Origin of the sequence: Bradyrhizobium sp. UNPA324, assembly GCF_006658635.1 — a bacterium.
GTDB lineage: Bacteria > Pseudomonadota > Alphaproteobacteria > Rhizobiales > Xanthobacteraceae > Bradyrhizobium > Bradyrhizobium nanningense.
The window spans coordinates 6,227,129-6,250,367 of record NZ_LFJD01000004.1; the positions used below are offsets into that span (position 1 = coordinate 6,227,129).

The 23,239-nt window shown below is 65.2% G+C and carries 21 protein-coding genes; 7 read left to right on the plus strand and 14 right to left on the minus strand.

The features are described from left to right. Positions 1-3 precede the first annotated feature (3 nt). Positions 4-1,665 (minus strand): thiamine pyrophosphate-binding protein, encoded by a 1,662-nt coding sequence (locus UNPA324_RS29785; RefSeq protein WP_141937486.1) that lies wholly within the window; start codon positions 1,663-1,665, stop codon positions 4-6. 1,001 nt (positions 1,666-2,666) lie between these two features. Between UNPA324_RS29785 and UNPA324_RS29790 the strand changes: the two genes are divergently transcribed. After that, the gene (locus UNPA324_RS29790) at positions 2,667-3,362 is read left to right on the plus strand and encodes an aspartate/glutamate racemase family protein (protein ID WP_141937487.1); all 696 of its coding nucleotides are present in this window, start codon (positions 2,667-2,669) and stop codon (positions 3,360-3,362) included. A 204-nt stretch (positions 3,363-3,566) separates the two neighbouring features. Continuing rightward, entirely contained in the window at positions 3,567-4,217 is a 651-nt protein-coding gene (locus tag UNPA324_RS29795) for a TetR/AcrR family transcriptional regulator (RefSeq protein ID WP_128920194.1), read from the plus strand. Between the two features lie 48 nt (positions 4,218-4,265). Here the strand turns inward: UNPA324_RS29795 and UNPA324_RS29800 are convergent, their stop codons facing one another. The 6 genes from UNPA324_RS29800 to UNPA324_RS29830 form a co-directional block, all read right to left on the minus strand. Further along, positions 4,266-5,051 (minus strand): ABC transporter permease, encoded by a 786-nt coding sequence (locus UNPA324_RS29800; protein ID WP_141937489.1) that lies wholly within the window; start codon positions 5,049-5,051, stop codon positions 4,266-4,268. Then, positions 5,048-5,920 carry an ABC transporter permease gene (locus UNPA324_RS29805; RefSeq protein WP_181769564.1) on the minus strand — a complete coding sequence of 291 codons (873 nt, stop codon included), beginning with the start codon at positions 5,918-5,920 and terminating at the stop codon, positions 5,048-5,050. Before UNPA324_RS29805 ends, UNPA324_RS29800 begins: the two co-directional genes overlap by 4 nt. A 193-nt stretch (positions 5,921-6,113) precedes the next feature. Continuing rightward, on the minus strand, positions 6,114-7,163 hold the full coding sequence (locus UNPA324_RS29815) for an ABC transporter substrate-binding protein (RefSeq protein WP_141937491.1): 1,050 nt from the start codon (positions 7,161-7,163) through the stop codon (positions 6,114-6,116). A 23-nt stretch (positions 7,164-7,186) separates the two neighbouring features. Beyond that, positions 7,187-8,494, minus strand: a complete 1,308-nt coding sequence (locus tag UNPA324_RS29820) for an NAD(P)/FAD-dependent oxidoreductase (protein ID WP_502705473.1) — start codon at positions 8,492-8,494, stop codon at positions 7,187-7,189. Between the two features lie 8 nt (positions 8,495-8,502). After that, on the minus strand, positions 8,503-9,228 hold the full coding sequence (locus UNPA324_RS29825; RefSeq protein WP_128920198.1) for an HAD family hydrolase: 726 nt from the start codon (positions 9,226-9,228) through the stop codon (positions 8,503-8,505). Between the two features lie 34 nt (positions 9,229-9,262). Continuing rightward, the gene (locus tag UNPA324_RS29830) at positions 9,263-10,342 is read right to left on the minus strand and encodes an ABC transporter ATP-binding protein (RefSeq protein ID WP_164936353.1); all 1,080 of its coding nucleotides are present in this window, start codon (positions 10,340-10,342) and stop codon (positions 9,263-9,265) included. A 210-nt stretch (positions 10,343-10,552) separates the two neighbouring features. Here UNPA324_RS29830 and UNPA324_RS29835 point away from each other — a divergent pair, with 210 nt between their 5' ends. Beyond that, positions 10,553-11,491: a LysR family transcriptional regulator gene (locus UNPA324_RS29835; protein WP_128920200.1), complete on the plus strand. Its 939-nt coding sequence runs from the start codon at positions 10,553-10,555 to the stop codon at positions 11,489-11,491. A 133-nt stretch (positions 11,492-11,624) separates the two neighbouring features. On the opposite strand, the gene uxuA is transcribed toward UNPA324_RS29835, so the two are convergent. The 6 genes from uxuA to UNPA324_RS29870 all read right to left on the minus strand — a co-directional run bounded on the left by uxuA (position 11,625) and on the right by UNPA324_RS29870 (position 17,927). Then, positions 11,625-12,815, minus strand: a complete 1,191-nt coding sequence (gene uxuA, locus UNPA324_RS29845; RefSeq protein WP_141937499.1) for a mannonate dehydratase — start codon at positions 12,813-12,815, stop codon at positions 11,625-11,627. A 15-nt stretch (positions 12,816-12,830) separates the two neighbouring features. Then, on the minus strand, positions 12,831-13,880 hold the full coding sequence (locus UNPA324_RS29850) for an L-idonate 5-dehydrogenase (protein ID WP_128920203.1): 1,050 nt from the start codon (positions 13,878-13,880) through the stop codon (positions 12,831-12,833). After that, complete coding sequence (locus UNPA324_RS29855; protein ID WP_128920204.1) at positions 13,877-15,283, minus strand: TRAP transporter large permease; 1,407 nt, start codon at positions 15,281-15,283, stop codon at positions 13,877-13,879. The genes UNPA324_RS29850 and UNPA324_RS29855 overlap by 4 nt, the downstream gene beginning before the upstream one ends. Positions 15,284-15,287: 4 nt before the next feature. Continuing rightward, positions 15,288-15,866 (minus strand): TRAP transporter small permease, encoded by a 579-nt coding sequence (locus UNPA324_RS29860; protein WP_128920205.1) that lies wholly within the window; start codon positions 15,864-15,866, stop codon positions 15,288-15,290. Positions 15,867-16,069: 203 nt separating this feature from the next. Beyond that, positions 16,070-17,035 carry a sialic acid TRAP transporter substrate-binding protein SiaP gene (locus UNPA324_RS29865; RefSeq protein WP_430641960.1) on the minus strand — a complete coding sequence of 322 codons (966 nt, stop codon included), beginning with the start codon at positions 17,033-17,035 and terminating at the stop codon, positions 16,070-16,072. 85 nt (positions 17,036-17,120) lie between these two features. Then, positions 17,121-17,927, minus strand: a complete 807-nt coding sequence (locus tag UNPA324_RS29870) for a FadR/GntR family transcriptional regulator (protein WP_141937501.1) — start codon at positions 17,925-17,927, stop codon at positions 17,121-17,123. A 143-nt stretch (positions 17,928-18,070) separates the two neighbouring features. Between UNPA324_RS29870 and UNPA324_RS29875 the strand changes: the two genes are divergently transcribed. Further along, on the plus strand, positions 18,071-19,555 hold the full coding sequence (locus tag UNPA324_RS29875) for a mannitol dehydrogenase family protein (protein WP_164936355.1): 1,485 nt from the start codon (positions 18,071-18,073) through the stop codon (positions 19,553-19,555). Positions 19,556-19,653: 98 nt separating this feature from the next. Further along, positions 19,654-20,061: a nuclear transport factor 2 family protein gene (locus UNPA324_RS29880; protein ID WP_141937503.1), complete on the plus strand. Its 408-nt coding sequence runs from the start codon at positions 19,654-19,656 to the stop codon at positions 20,059-20,061. A 24-nt stretch (positions 20,062-20,085) separates the two neighbouring features. On the opposite strand, the gene UNPA324_RS29885 is transcribed toward UNPA324_RS29880, so the two are convergent. After that, on the minus strand, positions 20,086-20,841 hold the full coding sequence (locus UNPA324_RS29885; protein WP_181769687.1) for an HAD family hydrolase: 756 nt from the start codon (positions 20,839-20,841) through the stop codon (positions 20,086-20,088). 144 nt (positions 20,842-20,985) lie between these two features. On the opposite strand from UNPA324_RS29885, the gene UNPA324_RS29890 reads away from it, so the two are divergent. After that, positions 20,986-21,834 (plus strand): SDR family oxidoreductase, encoded by an 849-nt coding sequence (locus UNPA324_RS29890; protein WP_141937505.1) that lies wholly within the window; start codon positions 20,986-20,988, stop codon positions 21,832-21,834. A 119-nt stretch (positions 21,835-21,953) separates the two neighbouring features. Continuing rightward, entirely contained in the window at positions 21,954-23,222 is a 1,269-nt protein-coding gene (locus UNPA324_RS29895) for a serine hydrolase domain-containing protein (RefSeq protein ID WP_141937507.1), read from the plus strand. Positions 23,223-23,239: the final 17 nt, after the last annotated feature.

Here is a 23,239-nt window from a genome sequence, read left to right on the forward strand (position 1 = left end):
GCCTTATGCCTTCACCGCGGGCGTAAAATCCTTGCCGACCGAGATCGCTCTGGGATCGATGATGCAGTGGAGGATCGACGGCTTGCCCGAGGCCAGCGCCCGCTCGAACGCCGGCGCGAATTCTTCGGTGCGCTCGACCCGCTCGCCATGACCGCCGAACGCCTTCGCATACATCGCAAAGTCAGGGTTCTTGAGCTGGGTGCCGACGACGCGGCCGGGATAGTCGCGCTCCTGGTGCATACGGATGGTGCCGTATTGCGAATTGTCGACGACAATCACGACCAGCGGCGCGTCATACTGTACGGCCGTCGCGAACTCCTGGCCGTTCATCAGGAAACAGCCATCGCCGGCAAAGGCGACGACGATTCGATCTGGATATTGCCGTTTCGCAAGCACCGCCGCCGGCACGCCGTAGCCCATCGAGCCCGAGGTCGGCGCCAGCTGCGCCGCAAAACTGTGGAAGCGGTGATGGCGGTGAATCCAGCCGGCATAATTGCCGGCGCCGTTGCAGACGATGGCGTCCTTCGGCAGCCGGTCGCGCAGCCAGGTCATGACTTGCCCGTATTGGAACGTGCCCGGCAGCTCGCGCGCCTTGTCGGTCCAGGCAAGGTAATCGGCATGCGCCTTGGCGGCCTCGCCCTTCCAGGCCACTGCGCCCGCGGGCTTCAGCGTCTCGACGGCGGCAGCGAAGGCGGCAGGCGACGCCTGGATCGCCAGCTCCGGCTGATAGACGCGGCCGAGCTCTTCCGAGCCTGGATGCACATGAATCAGCTTCTGCTTCGGCGAGGGAATGTCGAACAGCGTGTAGGACGAGGACGGCATTTCCGACATGCGGCCGCCGATCAGGAGAATGACGTCGGCGTTATCGATGCGCGCCTTCAGGCCCGGGCTCGGCCCGATGCCGAGATCGCCGGCATAATGCGAGTGATCGGCATCGATCAGCGAGGCCCGGCGGAACGAGGTCGCGACCGGCAGGTCGAACCGCTCCGCAAAGCGCGCGATGCCCTTGGTCGCCTCGTCGGTCCAGCGCGAGCCGCCGAGGATGACCAGCGGCGCCCTGGCGCCCGCGAGCATGGCACCGAGCTTTTCGAGATCGGCCGGCCCAGGCCAGCTCACCGCAGGCTCGACGCGCAGGGCATCGGCAACGGCCGCGGTCTCGGTCAGCATGTTCTCCGGCAGCGCGATCACCACCGGACCGGGGCGGCCCTGCATGGCGACGCGGAAGGCGCGCGCCACCAACTCGGGAATGCGGTCGGGGCGGTCGATCTCGACCGCCCATTTCGCCATGGAGCCGAACACCGCCTTGTAATCGAGCTCCTGGAACGCCTCGCGCTCGCGCATGCCGGTATCGACCTGACCGACGAACAGGATCATCGGCGTCGAATCCTGCATGGCGATATGGACGCCGTGGCTGGCATTGGTGGCGCCAGGACCGCGGGTGACGAAGCAGATTCCGGGCCGCCCGGTGAGCTTGCCATAGGCCTCCGCCATCATCGCCGCGCCGCCCTCGGCGCGGCAGATCATGACGTCGATCGGACTGTCATGCAGCGCATCGAGCGCGGCCAGATAGCTCTCGCCCGGCACGCAGGTGACGCGCTCGACGCCTTGCGCGACGAGCTGATCGATCAGGATCTGGCCGCCGGTGCGGGTGTTGCGGATGGTCATGTCGGCTCCCTCAAGGCTTTGGCGATGCGCTACTATTCGGGAACTGCGTAAGACAGGCCGGGAGAGCGCGCAAGCTCGAAAGCCGATCATAGCCTGCGCAGGCGGCATGCCGATCCCTGCTCCTTGCACGACCACCCGTTCGCGATGACGTGACAGCAATGACGGTGTATGAGCTGACAAGATGGTCCTTCAAATGACGCTGTCATTCCCCGCCTAGTGCGCAATTGCGCACGGGGGCGAGGAATCCAGTACGCCGCAGCCTTGATTCAAATGGCCTCAGATTACTGGATCGCCCGGTCGAGCCGGGCGATGACAGCGCGTGTGTGGCTGCAGACACGCCTTCGCATCCTCGCGGCGCTTTCCGCCCGAGTTTTGCGCTTCGCGTCACGCCCTCAGAATGAAAGGGCGCAGGGAAGGCCGAGCGCCGGCTGGCACCCTCGGTCCGCCGTGCAATCAGATGCACACGCATAGGCACAACGGATCAACAGGTGAAGCCGAAACGTCCGGCCTTCCCTGCGCGATGTTTGACAGCGTATGGCGCGCTCTCCCCGGAGACGAGTTCCTGCTTGCCTCCGTCACCTCGCGGATTGGCGGCGCGCTTTGCCCGGTCGGGCTCGGCGCACCTCCGCAAGGCTTGGCTGTAGCGACGACAGCCAGGACCACGCGATTTGGCCGTACGCACCAGCGCCGCTCGTCCGCACGAAGCAGGACCTCACGGGGTTGATCCCGCCCTGCTCCCGCCTCTCGTGCACGACGCCGCCTGCGTCCACCGCTCCCCGATCCGCGGCTCGTGACGACGTACGACCGCCCCTTTCGCCGGATCAGGATGAGCGACACATACGCCGAAACCGAATTTCGGTAAAGCGGAATATTTTGGCGCTTGCGGATTGACAAAGGCCGACACAGGCGCGTTGCCCGCTAGGCAAGCCTTTGCGACGGCTACCGAGCTTGGACGTTTTCGTCTATGGTCCGGCCGAACCCCAACGTCGAGGACATCGGAAATGCAGACCATCGGCCTGATCGGCGGCATGAGCTGGGAGAGCACGGCGCTCTATTACAAGCTGATCAACGAGCGCGTCCGCGAACGCATGGGCAAACTGCATTCCGCTCCGCTGTTGTTATATTCCTACGACTTCGAAGAGATCAAGCAGATGCAGTACGCGGGCCGCTGGAGCGAGGCGGCGGCCAGCCTGGCCGAGGTCGCGCGGCGCCTCGAAAGTGCCGGCGCACGGGCGATCGTGCTGTGCACGAACACGATGCACAAGCTGGCGCCCGACATCGTCTCCAGCGTGACCATTCCATTCATCCACCTTGGTGACGCGACGGCGCAGCGGATTCGGGCGAAAGGTTACCGGCGCGTGGGGCTGCTCGGCACCAGGTTCACGATGGAGGAGGACTTTTACGTCGATCGGCTGCGCGCGCATGATCTCGACGTGCTGATTCCTCCCACCGAGGCGCGCGCCGACGTCAACCGCATCATTTACGACGAGCTGTGCCTCGGAATCGTCGCCGATCCTTCGCGTCGCCGCTATCAGGACGTGATGGCCGCGCTCGTCGCCGCCGGCGCGGAATGCATCATCCTCGGCTGCACCGAGATCACGATGCTGGTCGGCCCCGATGACACGTCGGTCGAGACGTTCGACACCACGGCCATTCACGCGGAAACGGCTGCGGATTTCGCGATCGGACGATCCTGATCAAGGGCCATACGCGCCCCTCCGGACCGCGACAGGCGGGCCCCGCCTCGCGCGCGATTATGGTTCTGATTGCCGTAAGCTTGGTTTGGGATTGTGGTATACGAACTCGTACGCCTGTAAAATACACGTTGGGTCATCGCCGGAAGCGGCCCAATTTGCCTTCACCTCCAGGATGATCCGTGGAAATTGGCGGGAGAAACAATAGTGCTCGAGCGCATGCCGCCCCCATCCAAGCGCATCAACGACCCTGAGCGCACCAAGCGCGACATCCTCGAAGTGGCGATGGCCGAATTCGCCTCGGAAGGCTATTCCGGCGCGCGCGTCGATGCGATCGCGGCGCGGACGCGCACTTCGAAGCGCATGATCTACTACTATTTCGGCGGCAAGGAGCAGCTCTACCTCGCGGTGCTCGAGGAGGCCTATCGCAGCATCCGCGCGCTGGAAGACCAGCTCGACATCGCGAGCTGCGACGCGCGCGAAGGGTTGCGTCGGCTGATCGAAGCGACCTTCGACCACGACGAGCGCAACCCGAACTTCATCCGCCTGGTCTCAATCGAGAACATCCATCACGGCAAGCACCTGAAGCAGAATCTGCTGCTGCGCCAGCTCAACGCCAGCGTGATCGCAACCCTCGACGCCATCCTCAGGCGCGGCCGCGAGGAAGGCGTCTTCCGCGACGACGTCGATGCCATCGACCTGCACCTCGCCATCTCTTCCTACTGCTTCTTCCGCGTCGCCAACCGCCACACCTTTGGCGCGCTGTTCGATCGCGACCTGAGCGAGCCCAGGATGCTGGCGAAGAGCCGGACGCAGATCGTGGAGATGATCCTGGCGTGGCTGGCGCCGAAGGTCTAGCTGGCGCTCAAGTCGGGCGACGACGCCGAAAGCGGAGCGGCGCTCCCCTCACCCGCCCTTCTTCTGCCGCGCGCTCGCCAGCAGCACCAGCATGAACGAGGCCGCCGTCATCAGCGTCGAGATCGCGGCGATGGTCGGGTCGATCTCGTCGCGCAGCGCGGTGAACATGCGCTTGGTCAGCGGCTGGTACTGGCCGCCCGAGATGAACAGCGCGACAATGGTCTCGTCCATCGCCGAGATGAAGGCGAAGATGCCGCCGGCGACTACGCTGGACTTGATCTGCGGCAGCGTCACCGCAAAGAAGCTGCGAAGGCGGTTCATGCCGAGGCTGCGCGCCACCATCTCCTGCGCCGGATCGAAGCTCTGTAAGCCCGCCAGCACCGAGATGACGACGTAAGGCAATCCCAGCATCACATTCGCCAGCACGAGGCCGGGCATGGTGGCGACCAGACCGACCTTGGCATAGACGAAGAAGATGCCGACCGCGGTGATGATGATCGGCACCACCAGCGGCAGCAGCAGCGCCATATGGATCACGCGCATGATCCGCAGCTTCGACTGGCTGATAGCGTAGGCAGCGGCCACCCCACACGGCGTTGCGATCACCACGGTCAGGACTGCGACGGTCAGCGTCACCCGCGTCGCCTGCATCCAGGCCGGGTTGGCGAAATATTGCTGATACCAGCGCAGCGAGAAGGACGGCGGCGGGAAGGTGAGGAAGCGCGCGCTGGAGAACGAGATCGGCACGATGATCAGAATGGGGAGGATTAGATAGACCAGCACCAGCGCGCTGATCGCATAGAGGACGATGCGTGCGGCCGCGGAGCGCATCATTTCTGCCCCAACGCGCGATCGAGCGAGATGAAACGGCTGACGACGACGAAGATCGCGAGGACGCTGAGGAGCAGCACCACTGCGACGGCGCTCGCGGCCCCGAACTGGTTGTAAAGCTCGACATTGCGGCTCACCAGCATCGACACCATCACGGTGCGGCCGCCGCCCAGCAATTCCGGCGTGATGTAGAAGCCGAGGCAGAGCACGAACACCATGGTACAGCCCGCCAGCACGCCCGGCAGCGACAGCGGCAGGAACACGCGGACAAAGGTCAGCGACGGGCTTGCGCCCAGGCTGGCGCCGGCCTGCATCAGCTCGTTCGGGATCTTCTGCATGGTCGCATAAAGCGGCAGCACCATGAAGGGCAGCAGGATGTGCACCGTCGCGACGACCGTGCCGAAGGTGTTGTGGACCAGCGCGAGCGGCTCGGAGATCCATTCGAGATTGCGCAGGAGCTGATTGATCACGCCGCTGCGCTGAAGCAGCACCAGCCAGGCATAGGCGCGCACCAGCACGCTGGTCCAGAACGGCAGCACGACGAGCGACAGGATGAGGATGCTCCATCCTTTCGGCACCGAGTTGGCAAGATAAGCCACGGGATAACCGAGCAGCAGCGCGATCCCCGTGACCGCGAGGCTGATCTCGAAGGTCAGCGCGAAGCTGCGCCAGTAGACGTCTTCCGTGAACACGCGGCGATAATTCTCCAGCGTGAAGCCGTCATGGTAGATCGACTGCCAGGCGAGCCAGCCGACCGGCAGCACGATCAGCGCCAGAATCACCAGCAGCGCCGGCGACACCAACGCCAGCATCAGGCCGTGCTCGCGGCGCCGATGCTTTTGGGAGGGATCTGGCACTGATGTCGTCAGCATAAGCTCGCTCATCTCGGGTGCTGCACCTCTCCCGCTTGCGGGAGAGGTCGGATCGCGAAAGCGGTCCGGGTGAGGGTTCTATCCTCTTGGGGATTCTTTCTCGCGGAGACACCCTCTCCCCAACCCTCCCCCGCAAGCGGGGGAGGGAGCGCAGCGTCGGCAGTGGTGCGACTCGCGCTCATCACGACTATACTTACTTCTGCATGAAGGACGCCCAGCGCTTCTCGGCGGCTTCTCCGGCAGGCGAGGACCACCAGGCGTAGGACATCAGCGCCTGCTTGGCCGCGTTCGCCGGCTCGCTCGGCAATTGCGCCGCACGCTCAGGCTTGATCACGTTGGTCTCGAACGCCTTGGGATTGCCCGGACCGTAATCGATGTGCAGCGGCAGATTGGCCTGGTGCACGGGATCGACGGCCTCGTTGAGGAATTTGACCGCGGTGGCGAGATTGGGCGCGCCCTTGAGGATGCAGAGCGAAGTGCTCTGCAGGATGCCCTGGTTGTAGGTGAAGGCGACCTTGGCACCTTCCTTGGCGACGGCGCTGACGCGGCCGTTCCAGGCCATCTCCATGTCGACCTCGCCGTCATTGAGCAGCTGCGCCGACTGGGCGCCCGAGGTCCACCACACCGTGATGTGCGGCTTGATCTCCTCGAGCTTCCTGAAGGCGCGGTCGACGTCGAGCGGGTAGAGCTTGTCCGGCGCGACGCCGTCGGCCATCAACGCCGCCTCGAGCGTGGCGATCGGATGGTTGCGCAACGCGCGGCGGCCCGGGAATTTCTTCACGTCCCAGAAATCCGCCCAGCTGTTCGGTGCATCCTTCGGGAACGTCTTCTGGCTGAAGGCGAGCACGCTGGAATAGAATTCGTAGGAGACGGAGTAAGGACTGCGATACGCCTCCGGCATCGCCGCAGCGTTGGGGATCTTCGAGAAGTCGAGCTTCTCGATCAGTCCCTGCTCCCCGCCGCGCAGGCAATACCCGGTCGGGGTGTCGACTACGTCCCAGATCGGCTTGCCGCTGCCGACTTGCGTCTTGATCGCCGGCCAGGCGTCGGGAATCGAATCCTGGTTGATAGTGATGCCGAGCTTCTTGGCGGAGGGATCGAGGATCGCCACCGTCTGCGCCTGCTGATAGGCCCCGCCTTGCGAGACGAAGGTGATCTGCTCGGCGGCATCAGCCGCGGTGCCGCTGAGGGCGATTGCACCCACCAGAGCGCAACCGAATCCGATATTTCGTATCGCCGTCATTCTCGCCTCCTCCAATAGAGATCTCACCGACCGATCGCATCGAGAAACTGGTACCAGCCGGCGACCATGCGCACGGCGGGCTCACGCAGCGGATAGAACGGAATCGTCTTCATGCGCCTGATATCGAGCAGGCCCACATCGGGACTTTCGCCGCGCACGAAAGCGGCGAGATAGCGGCCCATCAGGCTCGACATCGCAACACCCGCGCCGTTGTAGCCCAGCGAGACCAGGGTGCGGTCGTCGAGCCGGCCGATATGCGGCACCGAATCCAGTGTCATCGCGACCAGGCCCGACCATTTGTATTCGAGCGGGACGTCCGCCAAATCAGGGAAGATGCCGACCATCGCCTTGCGCAAAGCGTCGAACGCGACTTGCGAATCCTGCTTGCCGAAGGCGCCGCGTCCGCCGAAGATCACGCGGTTATCGACCATGCGGAACCAGCGCATCATGCGCTTGGTTTCGGTATAAGTGCGCCCCGTCGGCATCAGCCGACCTGCGAGATTGCGCGGCAGCTGCCTAGTCGCGACCATGGCGCTGCGGAACGGGATCAGCGTGCGTTGCATGTGCGCGGTGGCGCCGGTGAGGTCGGAATAGCTGTTGGTGGCGATGATCACCTGTTTTGCTCGCACGGCTCCCCGTGGCGTCTCGGCGACGATTCCGTCCTTCTCACGCCGCAGCCTGATGACGGGCGACTGCTGGAAGATGGAGACGCCGCGACGCGCGACGCCGTCGGCGAGGCCGCGCAGATAGTTCAGCGGATGAATACCGCCGGAACCGGGATTGAGCACGCCGCCGACGAAGATGTCCGAACCGGTCTCGTCACGCACCCCGTTCTTGTCGAGGATGCGAACCTCGGCAGAACCCATCTCGCGCGTCATCCAGTTGGCTTCGTCGATCGCGGACCGGAGCGTCGTCTCGTTATGCGCGGCCTTGACCTGGCCGGTGCGGGTCAATGCCGCGCTGGCGATGTCGAATTCGGAGACGAGCTCCTCGACCATATCAGTCGATTCATGCGCGATCTCGTACATGCGCCGTGCCATGGCGCGGCCATGTGCGGCATCGACCTCGCGAAACGACAGGCGGAACTTTGCGGTGATCACGCCGCCGTTGCGGCCGCTCGCACCCCAGCCGGGACGGTTGGCCTCGAGCACGATTGGCGACAGGCCGCTCTTGGCGATGTGGTGCGCCGCGGACAAGCCGGTATATCCAGCACCGACGATCACCACATCCGCCTGGTGCTCGCCCGACAGCACGGGAAAATCGCGCGCCGGCGCCGCCGTGGCTTCCCACAGCGAGTTGGCCGAGGGCAGCGCGCTCCAGTCCCGTGTCATGCCCGTGCTCATGGATCTAGGCTTCCGGCCCCGATGGCCGCGTCCGCGAGCGCCTTCAACGTCGGAAAATGGAAATCCGGCTTGGTCAGCGTCTCCACCGCCGGCGTGCCGCCGAAGCCGGCGATGCCCTGGCGACGTTCGATCCAGCACACCTTGTAGCCGAGCTTCCGCGCGACCCCGACGTCGTGGTACTGGCTCTGCGCGACATGCAAAATGTCGGACTGCTTGTAGCCGAAAGCGGACTGGCGCCCCCTGTTGTAGGCGAAGAATTCAGGATTGGGTTTCGCAACGCCGGTGTCGTCGGCACACACCGTGTCGTCGAAGGGATCGCCGAGCGCGTGGGCATAGCAGGACAGCGCGACGCGGTCTGCATTGGTCATCGCCACCAAGCGGAATTTCGTGCGCAGGCGCTTGAGCGCCTCGACCGAATCCGAGAACGGTCCCCAGCGCAGCACGGCAAGCTGGAACATTTCGCAGGACGCATCATCCGATGGCAGCCCGAGCTCCTTGGCAAGGTGGCGATAGACGTGGAACATCGCCTCGCTGGAGCGCCCGTAATGCTTGTCCCGGCCGCGCTTGTAGGGCTCGAAGATCTGATCGTCGCTGAGCTCGGCCGCCGTCTTGCCCGCGATCCTGCGCACCGCGGAGAGCACGCCGGTCTCGAAATCGATCAATGTGCCGACGACGTCGAAGGTGAGAACCTTGAAATTGCTGAACGAGGCTGGGGACGACATTTCGCTTCTTCTCTCGGTTGGACAAGACTTGAGTTCAGTCCACCCTGGGCACGACGATGGTGTCCTCGGGGTGAAGGGTGACGGTGAGGCTGCCGCCGAGCGGCGGAATGCGGCCGTAGGCCTGGTGATAGGCCGGCTGGCGCAGGCTGAGCGCAATGCCGCTTTCGAGCGCCAGGAAGATGCGCAGGCTCTCGCCCTGGTAGACGATGTCGGTGACCGTGCCGGTCAGCCGGTTGCAGGCGGCGTCCTGCGCGCCGTCGTCGATCAGGAGTTTTTCGCTGTGCACGGCGAGCATCAGGGCAGCGCCTGTGGGAATGGCGCGGCCGCTGCGCAGCAGCGCATTGCCGAGCGCGACGCTAGAGGCATCGACGCGGCGAACGGGGAGCATCGTCGCTTCGCCAATGAAGCTCGCGACGAAGGAATCGGCGGGATGATCGTGCAGGCGCTCGGGTTCATCGATCTGAATCAGCCGGCCGTCCTTCATCACCGCGACGCGGTCGCTCATGGTCAAAGCTTCGCGCTGGTCATGGGTGACATAGATGATGGTGGCGCCGATGCGCCGGTGCAGCGCGCGCAGCTCGATCTGCATGGATTCGCGCAGCTGCTTGTCGAGCGCGGACAGCGGCTCGTCCATCAGGATCAGCCGCGGCTCGAAGATCATGGCGCGCGCGAGCGCCACGCGCTGGCGCTGGCCGCCGGAGAGCTGCGCAATGCCGCGCTCCTCGTAGCCGGCGAGCCCGACCATGCCGAGCGCTGCGCGCACCTTGTCGGCCCAGCTCGCCTTCGGCAGGCGGCGGGCGCGCAAGGGGAAGGCGACGTTCTCACCGACGCTCATATGCGGGAACAGCGCGTAGTTCTGGAACACGACGCCGATGTCGCGCTTGTGCGGCGGCATGTAGGTGACGTCGCGGCCGCCGAACAGGATCGTGCCTGACGACGGCAGGGTGAAGCCGCCCAAAATTCCGAGCAGCGTGGTCTTGCCCGAGCCGGAGGGACCGAGCAGCGAGACGAACTCGCCGGCGCCGACATTGAGGGAGACGTCGTCGAGGGCGCGGACGGGGCCATAGGCCTTGCTCGCGGATCTGATCTCGACGCTTTCCGCTCGTTTGTCCAACGATCGACCTCGCCCATCCCTGCAACGGCGTGCCTCACTGCGCGCCATAAGCCTGCTTTATAGACAGGGAATGTGAGCACTCTTGATCGAAGCGTGCGCCGCACCAAATCTTCTCTCGTGAGCCCTATCTTCAGGCAGTGATGGCAATGACAACAGACTTGGCAAAACTCGGCAATTGCCAAATTCTCACGCGGCTCATAACATGGGGTTATGCCCGAGCTGCGCCGGATGCTGCCTTCCAGTAACGCCCTGTTCGTCTTTGACGCGGCGGCGCGCAATGGCAGCTTCACGGCCGCGGCCGCCGAATTGAACGTCACGCAGCCGGCGGTGAGCCGGATGCTCGGACAATTCGAGGAGCATCTCGGCGTTCGCCTGTTCGACCGGACCGCGGGGCGCGCGGTGCTCACCGAGGAAGGCGAGCTCTTGTATCGCCGCGTGCTCGACGGCTTTCGCAGCATCGAGAGCGGTCTCGTCGAGATCGAGCGGCGCCGCAAGGGTACCGAGACGGTGACGCTGTCGGTCTCGTCAGCCTTCACCACGCATTGGCTGATGCCGCGCATCGACAAGCTTCAGAAGCAATTTCCGCAGGTCGATCTGCGCTTCCAGCTCATCTCCGGCGCGTTGCGCGGGCCGGTGGAGAATGTCGACCTCGGCATGCGCTTTCGCGATCGCGAGGAGCCGTCGTCGGGCGGCACACTCGTGATGAGGGAAGTCATGCTGCCGATGTGCAGCCCCAGCTATCTCGGCGAAACCGATCCCACCGAGGGCAACACCATCATCCGCCTTGCCGAGACGCCGGGCGACTGGGCCGCGGATTACGCATCGCTCCTCACAGGGCGCCGCGGCGCGGCCAAGGCGCTGAGCTTCACCGACTACGCCGTCGTGGTGCAGGCCGCCCTGCTCGGCCAGGGCATCGCGCTCGGCTGGTTGACGGTCACCTCGCACTGGTTATTGACCGGCGCTCTGGTGCCGGCCTCCGACCGGTTGACCACCACGCGCCGGGTCTGCGAATTCCTGCCGCCGCGCAATCGCTTGATGCGCCCCATCGCCGCCGAGATCCGCGACTGGATCATCGCGCAGATGACAAGCGAGATCGCCGCGATCGACCGGCTCTATCCGAAGCTCGGCGCAATGGAAGCGTGCTACTAGGCAGGCGGTGTTGGGTGAGGCACCCTCCCTCCACGTCATTGCGAGCGCAGCGAAGCAATCCAGAGTCTATCCGCGGAGGGATTCTGGATTGCTTCGCTGCGCTCGCAATGCCGATGTGGAGAGAGCTTTGGCCCTACCGATGCTCGATCGCCCGGATCGCGCCACGCAGCTCGGCGAGACCGCGCAGACGGCCGATGGCGGTGTAGCCGGGGTTGGTGCGCTTGGTGGCGGCGAGGTCGTCGAGCATGCGGTGGCCGTGATCGGGACGGAAGACGATCCTCTTGTCCGACGACCGCCGGGCGTTCTCCTTCAAGAGCGCCTTCAGCACCGCGACCATGTCGACGTCGCCGTCGAGATGATCGGACTCGTAGAACGACAGCCCGTCCGCCTCGCGCTTGGTGGCGCGCAGGTGGGCAAAGGCAATGCGCGGGCCGAAGCGCTCGGCCATTTCAGGCAAATTGTTCTCGGGTCGCACGCCGAGCGAGCCCGTGCACAGGCAGATGCCGTTGGCCTTCGACGGCACCGCATCGAACAGCGCCTGATAATCGTCGGCTGAGGAGGCGATGCGCGGCAGACCGAACAGCGGTCGCGGCGGATCGTCCGGATGCAGGGTCAGCGACACCCCGAGCTGCTCGGCCACCGGCGTCACGCGCGCCAGAAACTCGGCGAGATGCTGCCGCAGGATCTTTGGCGTGATGTCGCGATAAGTCTCCAGCCGATCGCGGAATTGCGGGATGGTCATCGGCTCGGTGGTCGAGCCCGGCAGCGCGCTGGCGATCACCATGACCAGATAGTCGATATCGGCCTGGCTCATCTGGTCGAACAGCTTCTTGGCGCGCGCCTGCTGCTCGGGCGAGTATTCCTGCACGGCCGCAGGACGCTTGAGGATGTGCAGCTCAAAGGCGGCAAAGCGCTCCTGGTCGAAGCGCATGGCGCGGGCGCCGTTCGGCAGCTCCCATTCGAGATCGGTGCGGCACCAATCGACCACCGGCATGAAGTTATAGCAGATGATCTTGATGCCGGCGCTCGCGACCGCCTCCAGGCTCGCGATCCACGCCTCGGTGGACTTCGTCGCCTTAGCCCCCAGGCGCTTGACGTCGTCGGGGATCGGAATCGATTCCACCACCGACCAGGTCAATCGCGAGCGGCCGGGTCGACCGCGCTCGATGAAGTTCTTGCGCTCCTCGACCGCCTTGCGCGTCCAGGCCTCCCCAATCGGCACCTGATGCAGCGCCGAGACGATGTCACTCGCCCCGGCCTGCCTGACGTCGTCCAGCGACACGGGATCGTCGGGCCCGTACCAGCGCCATCCCTCCAGCATCATAGGCATTGTCTCCGATCAGTCCGCGGTCAGCACGACCTTGACGCTCTGCGAGCGGTCGAGCGCCAGCCGCAGCGCATCGGGCGCGGTCGACAACGGCCGCTCGGTGGTGACCAGCGACAGCACGTCGACGCTGCCATTGGAGATCAGTTCCACGGCGGTTGCGAATTCGAAGCCGAAGCGGAACGAGCCGCGCAGGTCGATCTCCTTCGCCATCACCGCATTCGACGGCGTCGGGATCTGGCCACCCGGCAAATTGCCGATCTGCACCACGATGCCACCGCGCCTGACGATGCCGATCGCGCTGGCAAGGCCTGCGGCGGTTCCGGAGACCTCGAATGCAACGTCGTATGGGCGCGAGGCCGCCTGCGCCTTGAGCCCTTCCTCGCCGCCGGAGATATTCTCGACGTGCGAAGCGCCAAGCCGGGTTGCAAAGGCGAGCGGCGCCGGCGCGATGTCGGCGACCGTGATGTCGGTCATGCCGGCGCGGCGCGCGGCGAGCATGGTCAGAAGCCCGATCGGGCCGGCACCGAAGATGATGCCGCGCTTGCCCTCGATATTGCCGGCGCGCGCGACCGCGTGCAGGCAGACGGCGAGCGGCTCGGCCAGCGCCGCGGCCTGGTAGGAGACGTGATCGGGAATCTTCACGCACTGCGCCGGGATCGCGTCGAAATAATTGGCAAAACCGCCCTGCATGTGCGGCGTCTTCGACGCAGAGCCCATGAAGTAGATGTTCTCGCAGAGGTTCGGCCGGCCCTCGCGGCAGGCGACGCAATGGCCGCACCAGCGCGACGGGTTGATCGCGACGCGGTCACCGACCTTCAGATTGGCTGCGGCGCCTGCGATTTCCACGACCTCGCCCGAGATCTCGTGGCCGAGCACCAGCGGCGACTTCACCACGAAATCGCCGGTGCGGGCATGGCGGAAATAGTGCATGTCCGATCCGCAGATGCCGCCGGCGCCGAAGCGGATGCGCACCATGCCGTCTGCGAGCTTGTCGAGCGGATGCTCGATCATGCGCAGATCTTCGGGACCGAACAGGGTTGCGGCAAGAGCGATCGAGGTCATTTGGAGAGTCCCATGTATTTTGGCAGCCAGAGGGTCAGTTCGGGAATGTAGGTGATCGCGATCAGCGCCAGCATTAGCGGCACCAGCCAGGGCAGGATCGCCACCGTCGTGCGCTCGACCGAGAGTCTTGCCACGCGGGCGAGCACGAACAGCACCATGCCGAGCGGCGGATGCAACAGGCCGATCATCAGGTTCAGCGTCATGATCAGGCCGAAGTGAATGGGATCGATGCCGAGCTTGAGCACGATCGGCAGCAGGATCGGCACCAGAATGGTGATCGCTGCTGTGGTGTCGATGAAGCAGCCGACGAACAGGATCAGGACGTTGGCGAGTGCCAGGAACACCCATTTGTTGTGGGTGACGCTGAGCATCCAGTCCGAGAGCGTCTGCGCGGCCTGCGACACCGTGAGCAGCCAGGCGAAGATCGAGGCGGCGGTGACGATGAACAGCACCGAGGCCGTGGTCTCGATCGTGTCGAACGTCGCTTTCGCCACCGTTTGCAGCGTCATGGTGCGGTAGCGGACGAGGCCGAGGAACAGCGACCAGATCACGGCGGCAACCGCAGCTTCCGTCGGCGTGAACCAGCCGAGCGTCATGCCGCCGATCAGGATCACCGGCGCCATCAGCGCCATCACCGCCGAGAAGTCGAAGTACCAGTCGATCACCAGCAGCGTGCCGAGACCGATGACCACAGACACGTTGACCGAGAGGCCGGCCATCACCATCAGCCAGATCGCGAGCGGGAACGAGAGCACGACGACGATCTCGAGGCCGGCCGAGCTGAGCTGCGGCCAGGAGAATGGCGTGTCGCTGCCCCATTTGTTCTTGTGCGCGAAATAGGTCACGGTGGCCATCATGAACAGCGTCAGGACAACGCCAGGAATGACGCCGCCGAGAAACAGCGCGCCGATCGAGACGTTCGCCATCATGCCGTAGATCACGAAAGGCAGCGACGGCGGGATGATGGGGCCGAGCGTCGCCGAAGCCGCGGTGACGCCGACCGAGAACTCGGTCGAGTAGCCGTGGTCCTTCATCGCCTTGATTTCGATGGTGCCGAGGCCGGCGGCGTCCGCGATCGCGGTGCCGGACATGCCCGAGAAGATCACCGAGCCGATGATGTTGACGTGGCCGAGGCCGCCGCGCATCCACCCCACCAGTGCGACGGCGAATTTATAGATGCGCCCGGTGACGCCGGCGATGTTCATGAGGTTGCCGGCGAGAATGAAGAACGGCACGGCGAGCAGCGGAAAGCTCTCGACGCCGGCGATCATGCGCTGCGCCAGCGTCACGTCGGGCGTCACGCCGCTGACCAGGATGTAGAGCAGCGACGAGGCGGCCATGGCGACCGCCACGGGAACGCCGAGCAGCATCAGGACGAGGAAACCTCCGAGCAACAGCAGCATGATGTCAAATCTCCGATCCGTCGTAGGCACCGGGACGTTCGAGGACCGAGTAACCCTGCCGCCAGTGCTGCAGTGCCGCCTGCAACGAGCGCACGAACATCAGCACGAAACCGAGCAGCACGGCGTAATAGACGTAGTTCTTGGGGAAGTTGATCGTGGTCATCTGCTCGTCGCCGATGATCTGGATGTAGACCCAGACCAGCTTGGTGGCGTACCCGAAGAAGGCGATGCGGATCAGGTCGATCATTGTCGACAGCGCGCGCCCCGCGGGCCGCGGCAGATAGCGGTAGACGAGGTCGACCTGGATGTGCCGCGACAGCCGCACGCACATCGAGGCGCCGATGAAGACCACCCCGATCAGGCAATAGGTCGCGATCTCCTCGGTCCAGGCATAGCTGTCGTTGAGCACGTAGCGGGTGAAGAACTGGAGGAAGACGGCGAGCGCCATCACCCAGAAGATCGCAAGCGCCACCCAGTCCTCGAACGCGTAGATGCCGAGATCGACCTTCGGCGTCGCCTCCTCCTCGAAGGTATGGGCGATCTCGTCCGCGGTGATCTGCCGGTGTATTTCGGCGGTGGACATGGGGTTACCTCTCTCCAATCGTCGTTCCGGGGCGACGCATCAACGTCGAACCCGGAATGACGCCTTTGTTCTGCTATCTACGCTTGCTCCGCTCCTCATCCTGAGGAGCTTGCGAAGCAAGCGTCTCGAAGGATGGCCCCGGGCGAGATCGGGGCCTTCATGGTGCGAGACGCGCTTCGCGCTCCTCACCATGAGGGTCTTACTTACTTGACGGCCTGGATCTTTTCCCAGTCGGCCTTGCGATAACCGAAGGTCTCGAACGCGACGTTCTTCAGCACGGTGTCGCGGAACTCGTTCTTGTCGACCTCGGTCACGGTCAGGCCCTTCTCCTTGAAGAAGGCGACGAGCTTGGCTTCGTTCTGCTTGATCTCGCCGGTGGCCTTGGCGGCGGCTTCCTGCGCCACGTCGGTGAAGATCTTCTTGTCCTCGTCAGAGAGCTTCTTCCACAGCGCGCCGGCGATCACGGTATTGAGGTGATCGACGATATGGCCGGTCAGCACGATGTGCTTCTGCACCTCGTAGAACTTCTTGGCCTCGATCGTGGTCAGCGGGTTTTCCTGCGCCTCGACGGTGCCGTTCTGGAGCGCGAGATAGACTTCGGCGAATGCGATCGGCGCGGTGTTGGCGCCGCAGGCGCGCGGCATCGCCAGGTACGCCGGCACGTCGGGCACGCGCATCTTCAGGCCCTTCATGTCGGCGCAGGTCTTGATCGGCTTGTTCGACGAAGTCTGGCGCACGCCGTAATAGGTCACCGCGACGATGTGGTGGCCGCTCTTGTCCTCATAGCCCTTGGCGAGCTCCTTGAAGATGTCGCTCTTGGTGTAGGCGAGCAGATGATCGGCATCGCGGAACGTATAGGGATAGTAGGTCACCCCGATCGGCGGGAAGCTCTTGGCCGCGAAGCTCGAGCCGGAGATGATGATGTCGACCGAGCCGAGCGACAGGCCCTGGTTGATGTCGGCCTCCTTGCCGAGCTGGGAGGCCGGATAGACGTCGATCTGGTAGCGCCCGTTGGTGCGCTTGCCGATCTCCTGCGCAGCCCAGACCGAAGCGGTGTGGAACGGCTCCGAGGTCTCGTAGACATGGGCCCATTTCAGCTTGGTCTGCGCCATGCCGGCGCTGGTCGCAGCCAGCAGCGTAGCGGCGGAGATCACTGCTGCAATCGTCATCTTCTTCAACATCGACTTTTCCTCCATCATTCAAGTCTGCTTCTTGTTCGCCCGCCCCGGCACGGATGCGGACCGCACAATCTCATCACCGCCGCGCGCGACCGCTCCCGGCCCGCTTCTTCGGTGGCCGCTTTGGTGCCGTCTTCGCCGGGGATCGCGCGGTCCGGCTCCGCCCGGAAGAGGATCCTGCCGCTTTCTCGGCGCCGAAATTCTGCGCGAAGCGCTCCTGGGAGCGCGCCAGATGCTTTCGCATCGCCTCGCGCGCGGCGTCCGGATCATGCGCCGCGATCGCCTCGCGCACGGCGCGATGCTCGTCGAGCGCGGTGCGCCAGGTGCCAGGGCTCTCGAAATAATGCGCAAGCTGCGCGAAATAGGGGTTGAGGCGCTGGTCGAACAGCTCGCCGACCACGCGCACCAGAACGGCATTGCCGAGGCTTCCGGCGATCGCGACGTGGAAGGCGCGGTCGTGAACCATGGAGGCTTCGCCGGGATGCTCGACCTGCTCCATCGCGAGGAGGGAGGCGTCGATGCGGGCGATGTCGTCCCTCGTCGCCACGCGTGCGGCCTGTTCGGCGATCGCGCTTTCCAGGAATTCACGAGCGCGCAGCAGCTCGAACGGCCCCTCGATGACGGACGCGGCTGCGGGCGCGGCGATTGCGGCGGGCTCGATCACATAGATGCCGGACCCGACGCGGATGCGCAGGCGGCCCTCGACCTCGAGCGCGATCAGGGCTTCGCGCACGGTCGGCCTGGACACCTTGAGCTGCTCGGCGAGCTCGCGCTCGGTCGGCAAGCGACTGCCGACCGCGTACTCGCCGCTGTCGATCAGGCTTCGCAATTGATCGGCGACCTGGCGATAGAGCCGTCTCGCCTCCACAGCTTCCAGCGGCACGCTGGTCCTCCCGAAAGGGTCGCGCGGGAGCAATTCAGTCCGCGGCCCGCCAATTTTGGAAAATTGGTCTTACCAATTGACCGAAGCATTGACCTGATACGGGCGCCATGTCAAGCAGCGGCAAAGCAAAGGGGGAGACGTCCATGCGCCCAGGTTCAGCGCGTCTTGGCGGCGCCAATCTCGACCGGTTGCCGTCGGCCGTCCGCCGCCCGGCCTATGACCGTTCGCGCGTCACGCCCGGTATCGTGCATCTCGGTCTCGGCGCGTTTCATCGCGCGCATCAGGCCGTCGTCATCGACGATTGCCTTGCCGCAGGCAGCTCCTCCTGGGGCATCGTCGGGGCCAGCCTGCGCAGCCCGGACACGCGCGCCGCCCTCGCCCCGCAGGATCATCTCTACACACTTGCCGTACGCGCCGCCGAAGGCACCGAACATCGCGTGATCGGCGCACTGCTCGACAGTGTCGTCGCGCGTGAGAAGCCGGCGGCTCTGGTCGAGCGGATGGCCGATCCCGCCACCCGCATCGTCTCGCTCACCGTCACCGAGAAAGGCTATTGCCATACGCCGCAGACCGGCGATCTCGACGAGCGTCATCCTGATGTCGTGCATGATCTCAACAATTTCGACGCGCCGCGCTCGGCGCCGGGCTTCATCGTCGCGGCGCTGGCGCGCCGGCGCGCGCAGGGGTTGCCGCCGTTCACCGTGCTGTGCTGCGACAACCTCGCCGCCAATGGCCACACCGTGCAGCGCATCGTGACGCAGTTCGCCGCGCTGCGCTCCAAGGATCTCGGCAAGTGGATCGCGGACAATGCCGCCTTCCCCTCGACCATGGTCGACCGCATCGTGCCTGAAACGACGGATGCCGACCGCGACGCGGTGTCGAACGCCCTCGGCCTACGCGACGCCTGGCCCGTGATGACCGAGCCGTTCACGCAATGGGTGGTCGAGGACCGCTTCACGGCGGGCCGACCCGATCTTGCCGCCGCGGGCGTCGAGCTCGTTTCCGACGTCAAGCCGTTCGAGCTGATGAAGCTGCGGCTGCTCAACGCCAGCCATTCGGCGCTGGCCTATCTCGGCTATCTCGCAGGCTTTGAGACCATCGCCGACACCATGCGGGACCCGCATTTCGCTCGCCTCGCAGCAAAGGTGATGGAGGAGGCCGCGGTGACGCTGACGATGCCCGCAGGCACGGATCTCGCCGCCTATCGCGCTTCGCTGTTGAAGCGCTATTCCAATCCGGCGCTGCATCACCGCACCTGGCAGATCGCGATGGACGGCTCGCAAAAGCTGCCGCAGCGCCTGCTTGGCGCGATGCAGGATCGCCTCGCGCGGCGGCTGCCGATCGCAACGCATGCGCTCGCGGTGGCCGGCTGGATGCGCTACGTCAGCGCAACAGACGAACAGGGCCGCGCCATCGACGTGCGCGATCCCCTTGCCGGCGAGTTCGCCGCGCTGGCGCGCGAGGCGGGACCTGTTGCCGAGCGGCTCGCGCCCGCTCTGCTCGGCGTCGGACAAGTGTTCGGACCGCTGGGTGCCGAGCCACGCCTGCGCGAGGCCGTGACCGCGGCCCTCGGCCGTCTCTACAAGGATGGCGCGCGGCGGGCGGTGGAGTCGCTCGTGTCGGCTTGACCACAGAGCGGGCAATGCTGCACTGCGGTCCAAATCGAACACGAAGTCGAACGGAAGTCGCGCTTGATTTTTGCCTGTCCTTGCCCCACCCGAGAGCGATGGCAAAGGACAGTAAGATCATCGCCGCAAACGCGGCCTTCTACGCCGCTTTTTCAGCAGGCGACTTCGCCGGCATGGAACAGATATGGGCCAATGACGACGGCATTTCCTGCATCCATCCGGGCTGGCCGGCGATCGTCGGGCGCGCCACGGTGATCGGAAGCTGGCGCGACATCCTGCAGAATCCGGAGCGGCCGCAGATCGTCTGCGCCGAGCCGCAGGCGATCGTGGACGGCGACAGCGCCCGCGTGCTCTGCATCGAGATCGTCGACGGCACCGCTCTGGCCGCGGCGAACCATTTCCGCCGCGTCGGCAACGACTGGCGCCTGGTGCATCACCAGTCGAGCCCGATCGCGCAGATTGTCGAGCAGGTTGAGGACGATAGGACGAGCCACCGCGTCCACTGACCGCGGCGAACGGGCGGGCGTGTTCTACTGTGCATGGGGTTGTTTTTCGGTTTCTTGTTTGGCGAGCCCGAGTTCCGACAGATCATCCAGCACGAACCGTGCCGCGCTGAAATCCTCGTCGCGGAAAAACATGCTCCGGGTGATCAGAACCGGAATGCCGGCGCGTGAGGCGGCGATCAACCCGTTGGCGGAATCCTCGATGGCAACGCAGTCGGCCGCGTCCAGCTTCAGCCGCGCCAGCGTTTCCTGATAGACGTCCGGCGCGGGTTTCTTGTGCCTGACGTCGTCACCGGCGACGATGGCGTCGAACCCGAAAGCCCAGCGCGCTCCCAGCGTCTGCGACAGCAGCGCAGCAATGTTGCCGTGCGAGGTCGTGGTCGCGATCGCAAGCCGCTGGCCTCGCGCCTTCGCCGCGGCGAGCAACTCGATCACGCCCGGCCGCAACTCGCAGCAGCCAGTTTCGACCAGCTCGGCATAATGCGCGGTCTTGATGCGGTGAAGCGCGGCGATGTCCTCGTCCGGCAGCGGCGGGGTGATCCCGAGCCCGGCGTGGTAGGCGCGCATGCGCTCCTTGCCGCCGGTCACCCGTAGCAGGTCCTTGTAGACGGCGCGGTCCCATCGCCAGTCGAGGCCGCGGCGCGCGAAGGCATGGTTGAAGGCCTGCCGATGCAGCTCCTCGGTCTCGGCCAGGGTGCCGTCGACGTCGAAGATCAGCGCGGCCGCGCGCCGGATCAGGTCGGTCGCGTCCGCCGGCCCCAAGGCGAGCGCTTTTGCCTGCATGATTGGTGCCTCCCTGTGCCGGGCGAACATCGCCCGAGGCGGAAGGCGAGACAAATCGCAATATCTTTTGCCGGACCCAAAAATCTCTTATGAGCGAAAGGCGCGCGACGACGCGGACGGAACTTCGAGCTTTCAGGGAGACGCATGCGCCTCTTCATTCTTGGCCTCGGCTACAGCGCCCGGCATTTCGTCTGCAAACACGGCGGCAGCTTCTCGCATCTCGCCGGCACCGTGCGCGATCCCGCGCAGCGGGGCGACCTTGCCGGCATCGACGTGGACGCCTTTTCGGGCGGCCCTCCGTCGCGCGAGACGGTCGAACAAACCCGCGATGCCGATGTGCTTCTGGTGTCGATCCCGCCCGGCAGCTCCGGCGATCCCGCCATCGCGGCGTTCGGCGACGTGCTGGCGGCGCGCCGCCGCAAGGTCGTCTATCTCTCCACCATCGGCGTCTATGGCGATCACGACGGCGGCTGGGTGGACGAGAGCACCCCGTCGCAGGCAACGCTCGACCGCGCGCGCATGCGGATTGCGGCCGAGCAAGCCTGGATGGACATTGCGCGCGGCGATGCCGCGATCCTGCGGCTTGCCGGCATCTACGGCCCCGGCCGGAATGCGCTGGCGACGCTGCGCGCGGGAAAGGCGCGGCGCATCATCAAGCCCGGCCAGGTCTTCAACCGCATCCATGTCGACGACATTGCGAGTGCGATCATGGCCGCCATTCGCCACGAAAGCGGCGGCACCTGGAACGTCTGCGATGACGAGCCCGCGCCGCCGCAGGACGTGATCGTCTATGCGGCGAAGCTGATGGGCGCGCCGCCGCCGCCCGAGGAGGATTTCGCCACCGCCGAGATGTCGGCGATGGCGCGCAGCTTCTATGCCAGCAGCGCCCGTGTCTCCAACGCGAAATTGAAGCGCGAGCTCGGCGTCACGCTTGTCCACCCAACCTATCGGCACGGCCTCGATGCGCTGTGGCGCGCGGGCGAAGGACGCTAGGGTTCCGGCATCCCGGCGCGTTCCAGACATGCCCCGCCCGCGCTTGACTTCGCGTCGGTGCGGACATGATCTAGGCATCGCGCGAGCCACCGCATAACGAGCTCGCCTGGGAGGACGCAATGAACAAGACGATCGCCATGATCGCGACGGCGGCTGCCGTCGTCGCATTCGGCACGGCCAGCGCCGCGCCACTGCCCGAAGCCAATCCCGACGACGTCGGCTTTTCCAAACAGGGCCTGGCGCGCCTCGACAATTTCTTCGCGCGCGAGATCGCCACCAAGCGTGTGCCCGGCGCGGTGGTCGCCATCGCGCGGGACGGCAAGCTGGTGCACTACAAGGCCTACGGCCTGCTCGATCCGGAGAAGGGCACGCCGATGCCGGTCGACGCGATCTTCGCGCTGGCCTCGATGACCAAGCCGATGGCGGCGGTCGCGGGACTGACCTTGATGGAGCAGGGACGGCTGCCGCTCCAGGCCAAGCTGTCCAATTACTATCCCGGCTTTGCCGACATGAAGGTCGGCGTGACCGAGGCCGACGGTTCGCTCAAACTGGAGCCGCAGGCCTCGCCGATCTTCATCCACGATCTCTACCGGCACACGTCGGGATTGATGTATGGCGGCCGTCCCGACAGTTCGAGCCCGGTGGCGCGGCAATACCCCGATGGCGTCGCGCCGGCGATCGAGGGCGACACCCAGGCCTTCATCGACCGCATCACAAAGCTTCCGCTGGCGCACCAGCCCTCGACCGAGTTCGAATACGGCTTCTCGATCGACGTGCTCGGCGCGGTCATCGAGAAGGTGAGCGAGCAGAAGCTCGGCGACTACCTCGCCGCCAATGTCTGGCAGCCGCTCGGCATGAAGGACGCGACCTTCCACCCGACCGACGCGCAGCGCCCTCGCCTCGCCCGCCCGTTCGCCAACGATCCGCTGACGGGCAAACCGCAAGCCATCAAGCTTTTGGACAATCCGACCAAGTTCGACTGCGGCGGCGCCTGCTCGTTCGCGACGATCGGCGACTACCTCCGCTTCGGGCAGATGCTGCTCAACGGCGGCGAGCTCGACGGCCAGCGCATCCTCTCGCCGAGGACCGTGCATCACATGACGACCAACCATCTCGGTCCCGAGATCAAGAACAATGTGGCCAATGTCGAGCCGCATCGCGCCGGCTTCGGCTTTGGCCTTGCAGTCGCGGTTCGCACCAGCGAGGGGCTGTCTTCGGTCCCCGGCAATCCCGGCGAGTTTACCTGGAACGGTGCCTACGGAACGCAGTTCTTCTGCGATCCGAAGGAACGTCTCGTGGTCGTGGTCGGAACGGCGGCACCCGGCGAGCTCAGGAAATATTATCGCGAGCAGGTACAAGACATCGTCTACGGCGCGATGACGAAGTGAGACCTGCGGTATTTTAC

Coding starts and splice junctions, on each gene's coding strand:
- UNPA324_RS29785 (WP_141937486.1), bottom strand. CDS start 1,665: ATGACCATCCGCAACACCCGCACCGGCGGCCAGATCCTGATCGATCAG.
- UNPA324_RS29790 (WP_141937487.1), top strand. CDS start 2,667: ATGCAGACCATCGGCCTGATCGGCGGCATGAGCTGGGAGAGCACGGCG.
- UNPA324_RS29800 (WP_141937489.1), bottom strand. CDS start 5,051: ATGATGCGCTCCGCGGCCGCACGCATCGTCCTCTATGCGATCAGCGCG.
- UNPA324_RS29805 (WP_181769564.1), bottom strand. CDS start 5,920: ATGCTGACGACATCAGTGCCAGATCCCTCCCAAAAGCATCGGCGCCGC.
- UNPA324_RS29815 (WP_141937491.1), bottom strand. CDS start 7,163: ATGACGGCGATACGAAATATCGGATTCGGTTGCGCTCTGGTGGGTGCA.
- UNPA324_RS29820 (WP_502705473.1), bottom strand. CDS start 8,494: ATGACACGGGACTGGAGCGCGCTGCCCTCGGCCAACTCGCTGTGGGAA.
- UNPA324_RS29825 (WP_128920198.1), bottom strand. CDS start 9,228: ATGTCGTCCCCAGCCTCGTTCAGCAATTTCAAGGTTCTCACCTTCGAC.
- UNPA324_RS29835 (WP_128920200.1), top strand. CDS start 10,553: ATGCCCGAGCTGCGCCGGATGCTGCCTTCCAGTAACGCCCTGTTCGTC.
- uxuA (WP_141937499.1), bottom strand. CDS start 12,815: ATGATGCTGGAGGGATGGCGCTGGTACGGGCCCGACGATCCCGTGTCG.
- UNPA324_RS29850 (WP_128920203.1), bottom strand. CDS start 13,880: ATGACCTCGATCGCTCTTGCCGCAACCCTGTTCGGTCCCGAAGATCTG.
- UNPA324_RS29855 (WP_128920204.1), bottom strand. CDS start 15,283: ATGCTGCTGTTGCTCGGAGGTTTCCTCGTCCTGATGCTGCTCGGCGTT.
- UNPA324_RS29860 (WP_128920205.1), bottom strand. CDS start 15,866: ATGTCCACCGCCGAAATACACCGGCAGATCACCGCGGACGAGATCGCC.
- UNPA324_RS29865 (WP_430641960.1), bottom strand. CDS start 17,035: ATGACGATTGCAGCAGTGATCTCCGCCGCTACGCTGCTGGCTGCGACC.
- UNPA324_RS29875 (WP_164936355.1), top strand. CDS start 18,071: ATGCGCCCAGGTTCAGCGCGTCTTGGCGGCGCCAATCTCGACCGGTTG.
- UNPA324_RS29880 (WP_141937503.1), top strand. CDS start 19,654: ATGGCAAAGGACAGTAAGATCATCGCCGCAAACGCGGCCTTCTACGCC.
- UNPA324_RS29885 (WP_181769687.1), bottom strand. CDS start 20,841: ATGCAGGCAAAAGCGCTCGCCTTGGGGCCGGCGGACGCGACCGACCTG.
- UNPA324_RS29890 (WP_141937505.1), top strand. CDS start 20,986: ATGCGCCTCTTCATTCTTGGCCTCGGCTACAGCGCCCGGCATTTCGTC.
- UNPA324_RS29895 (WP_141937507.1), top strand. CDS start 21,954: ATGAACAAGACGATCGCCATGATCGCGACGGCGGCTGCCGTCGTCGCA.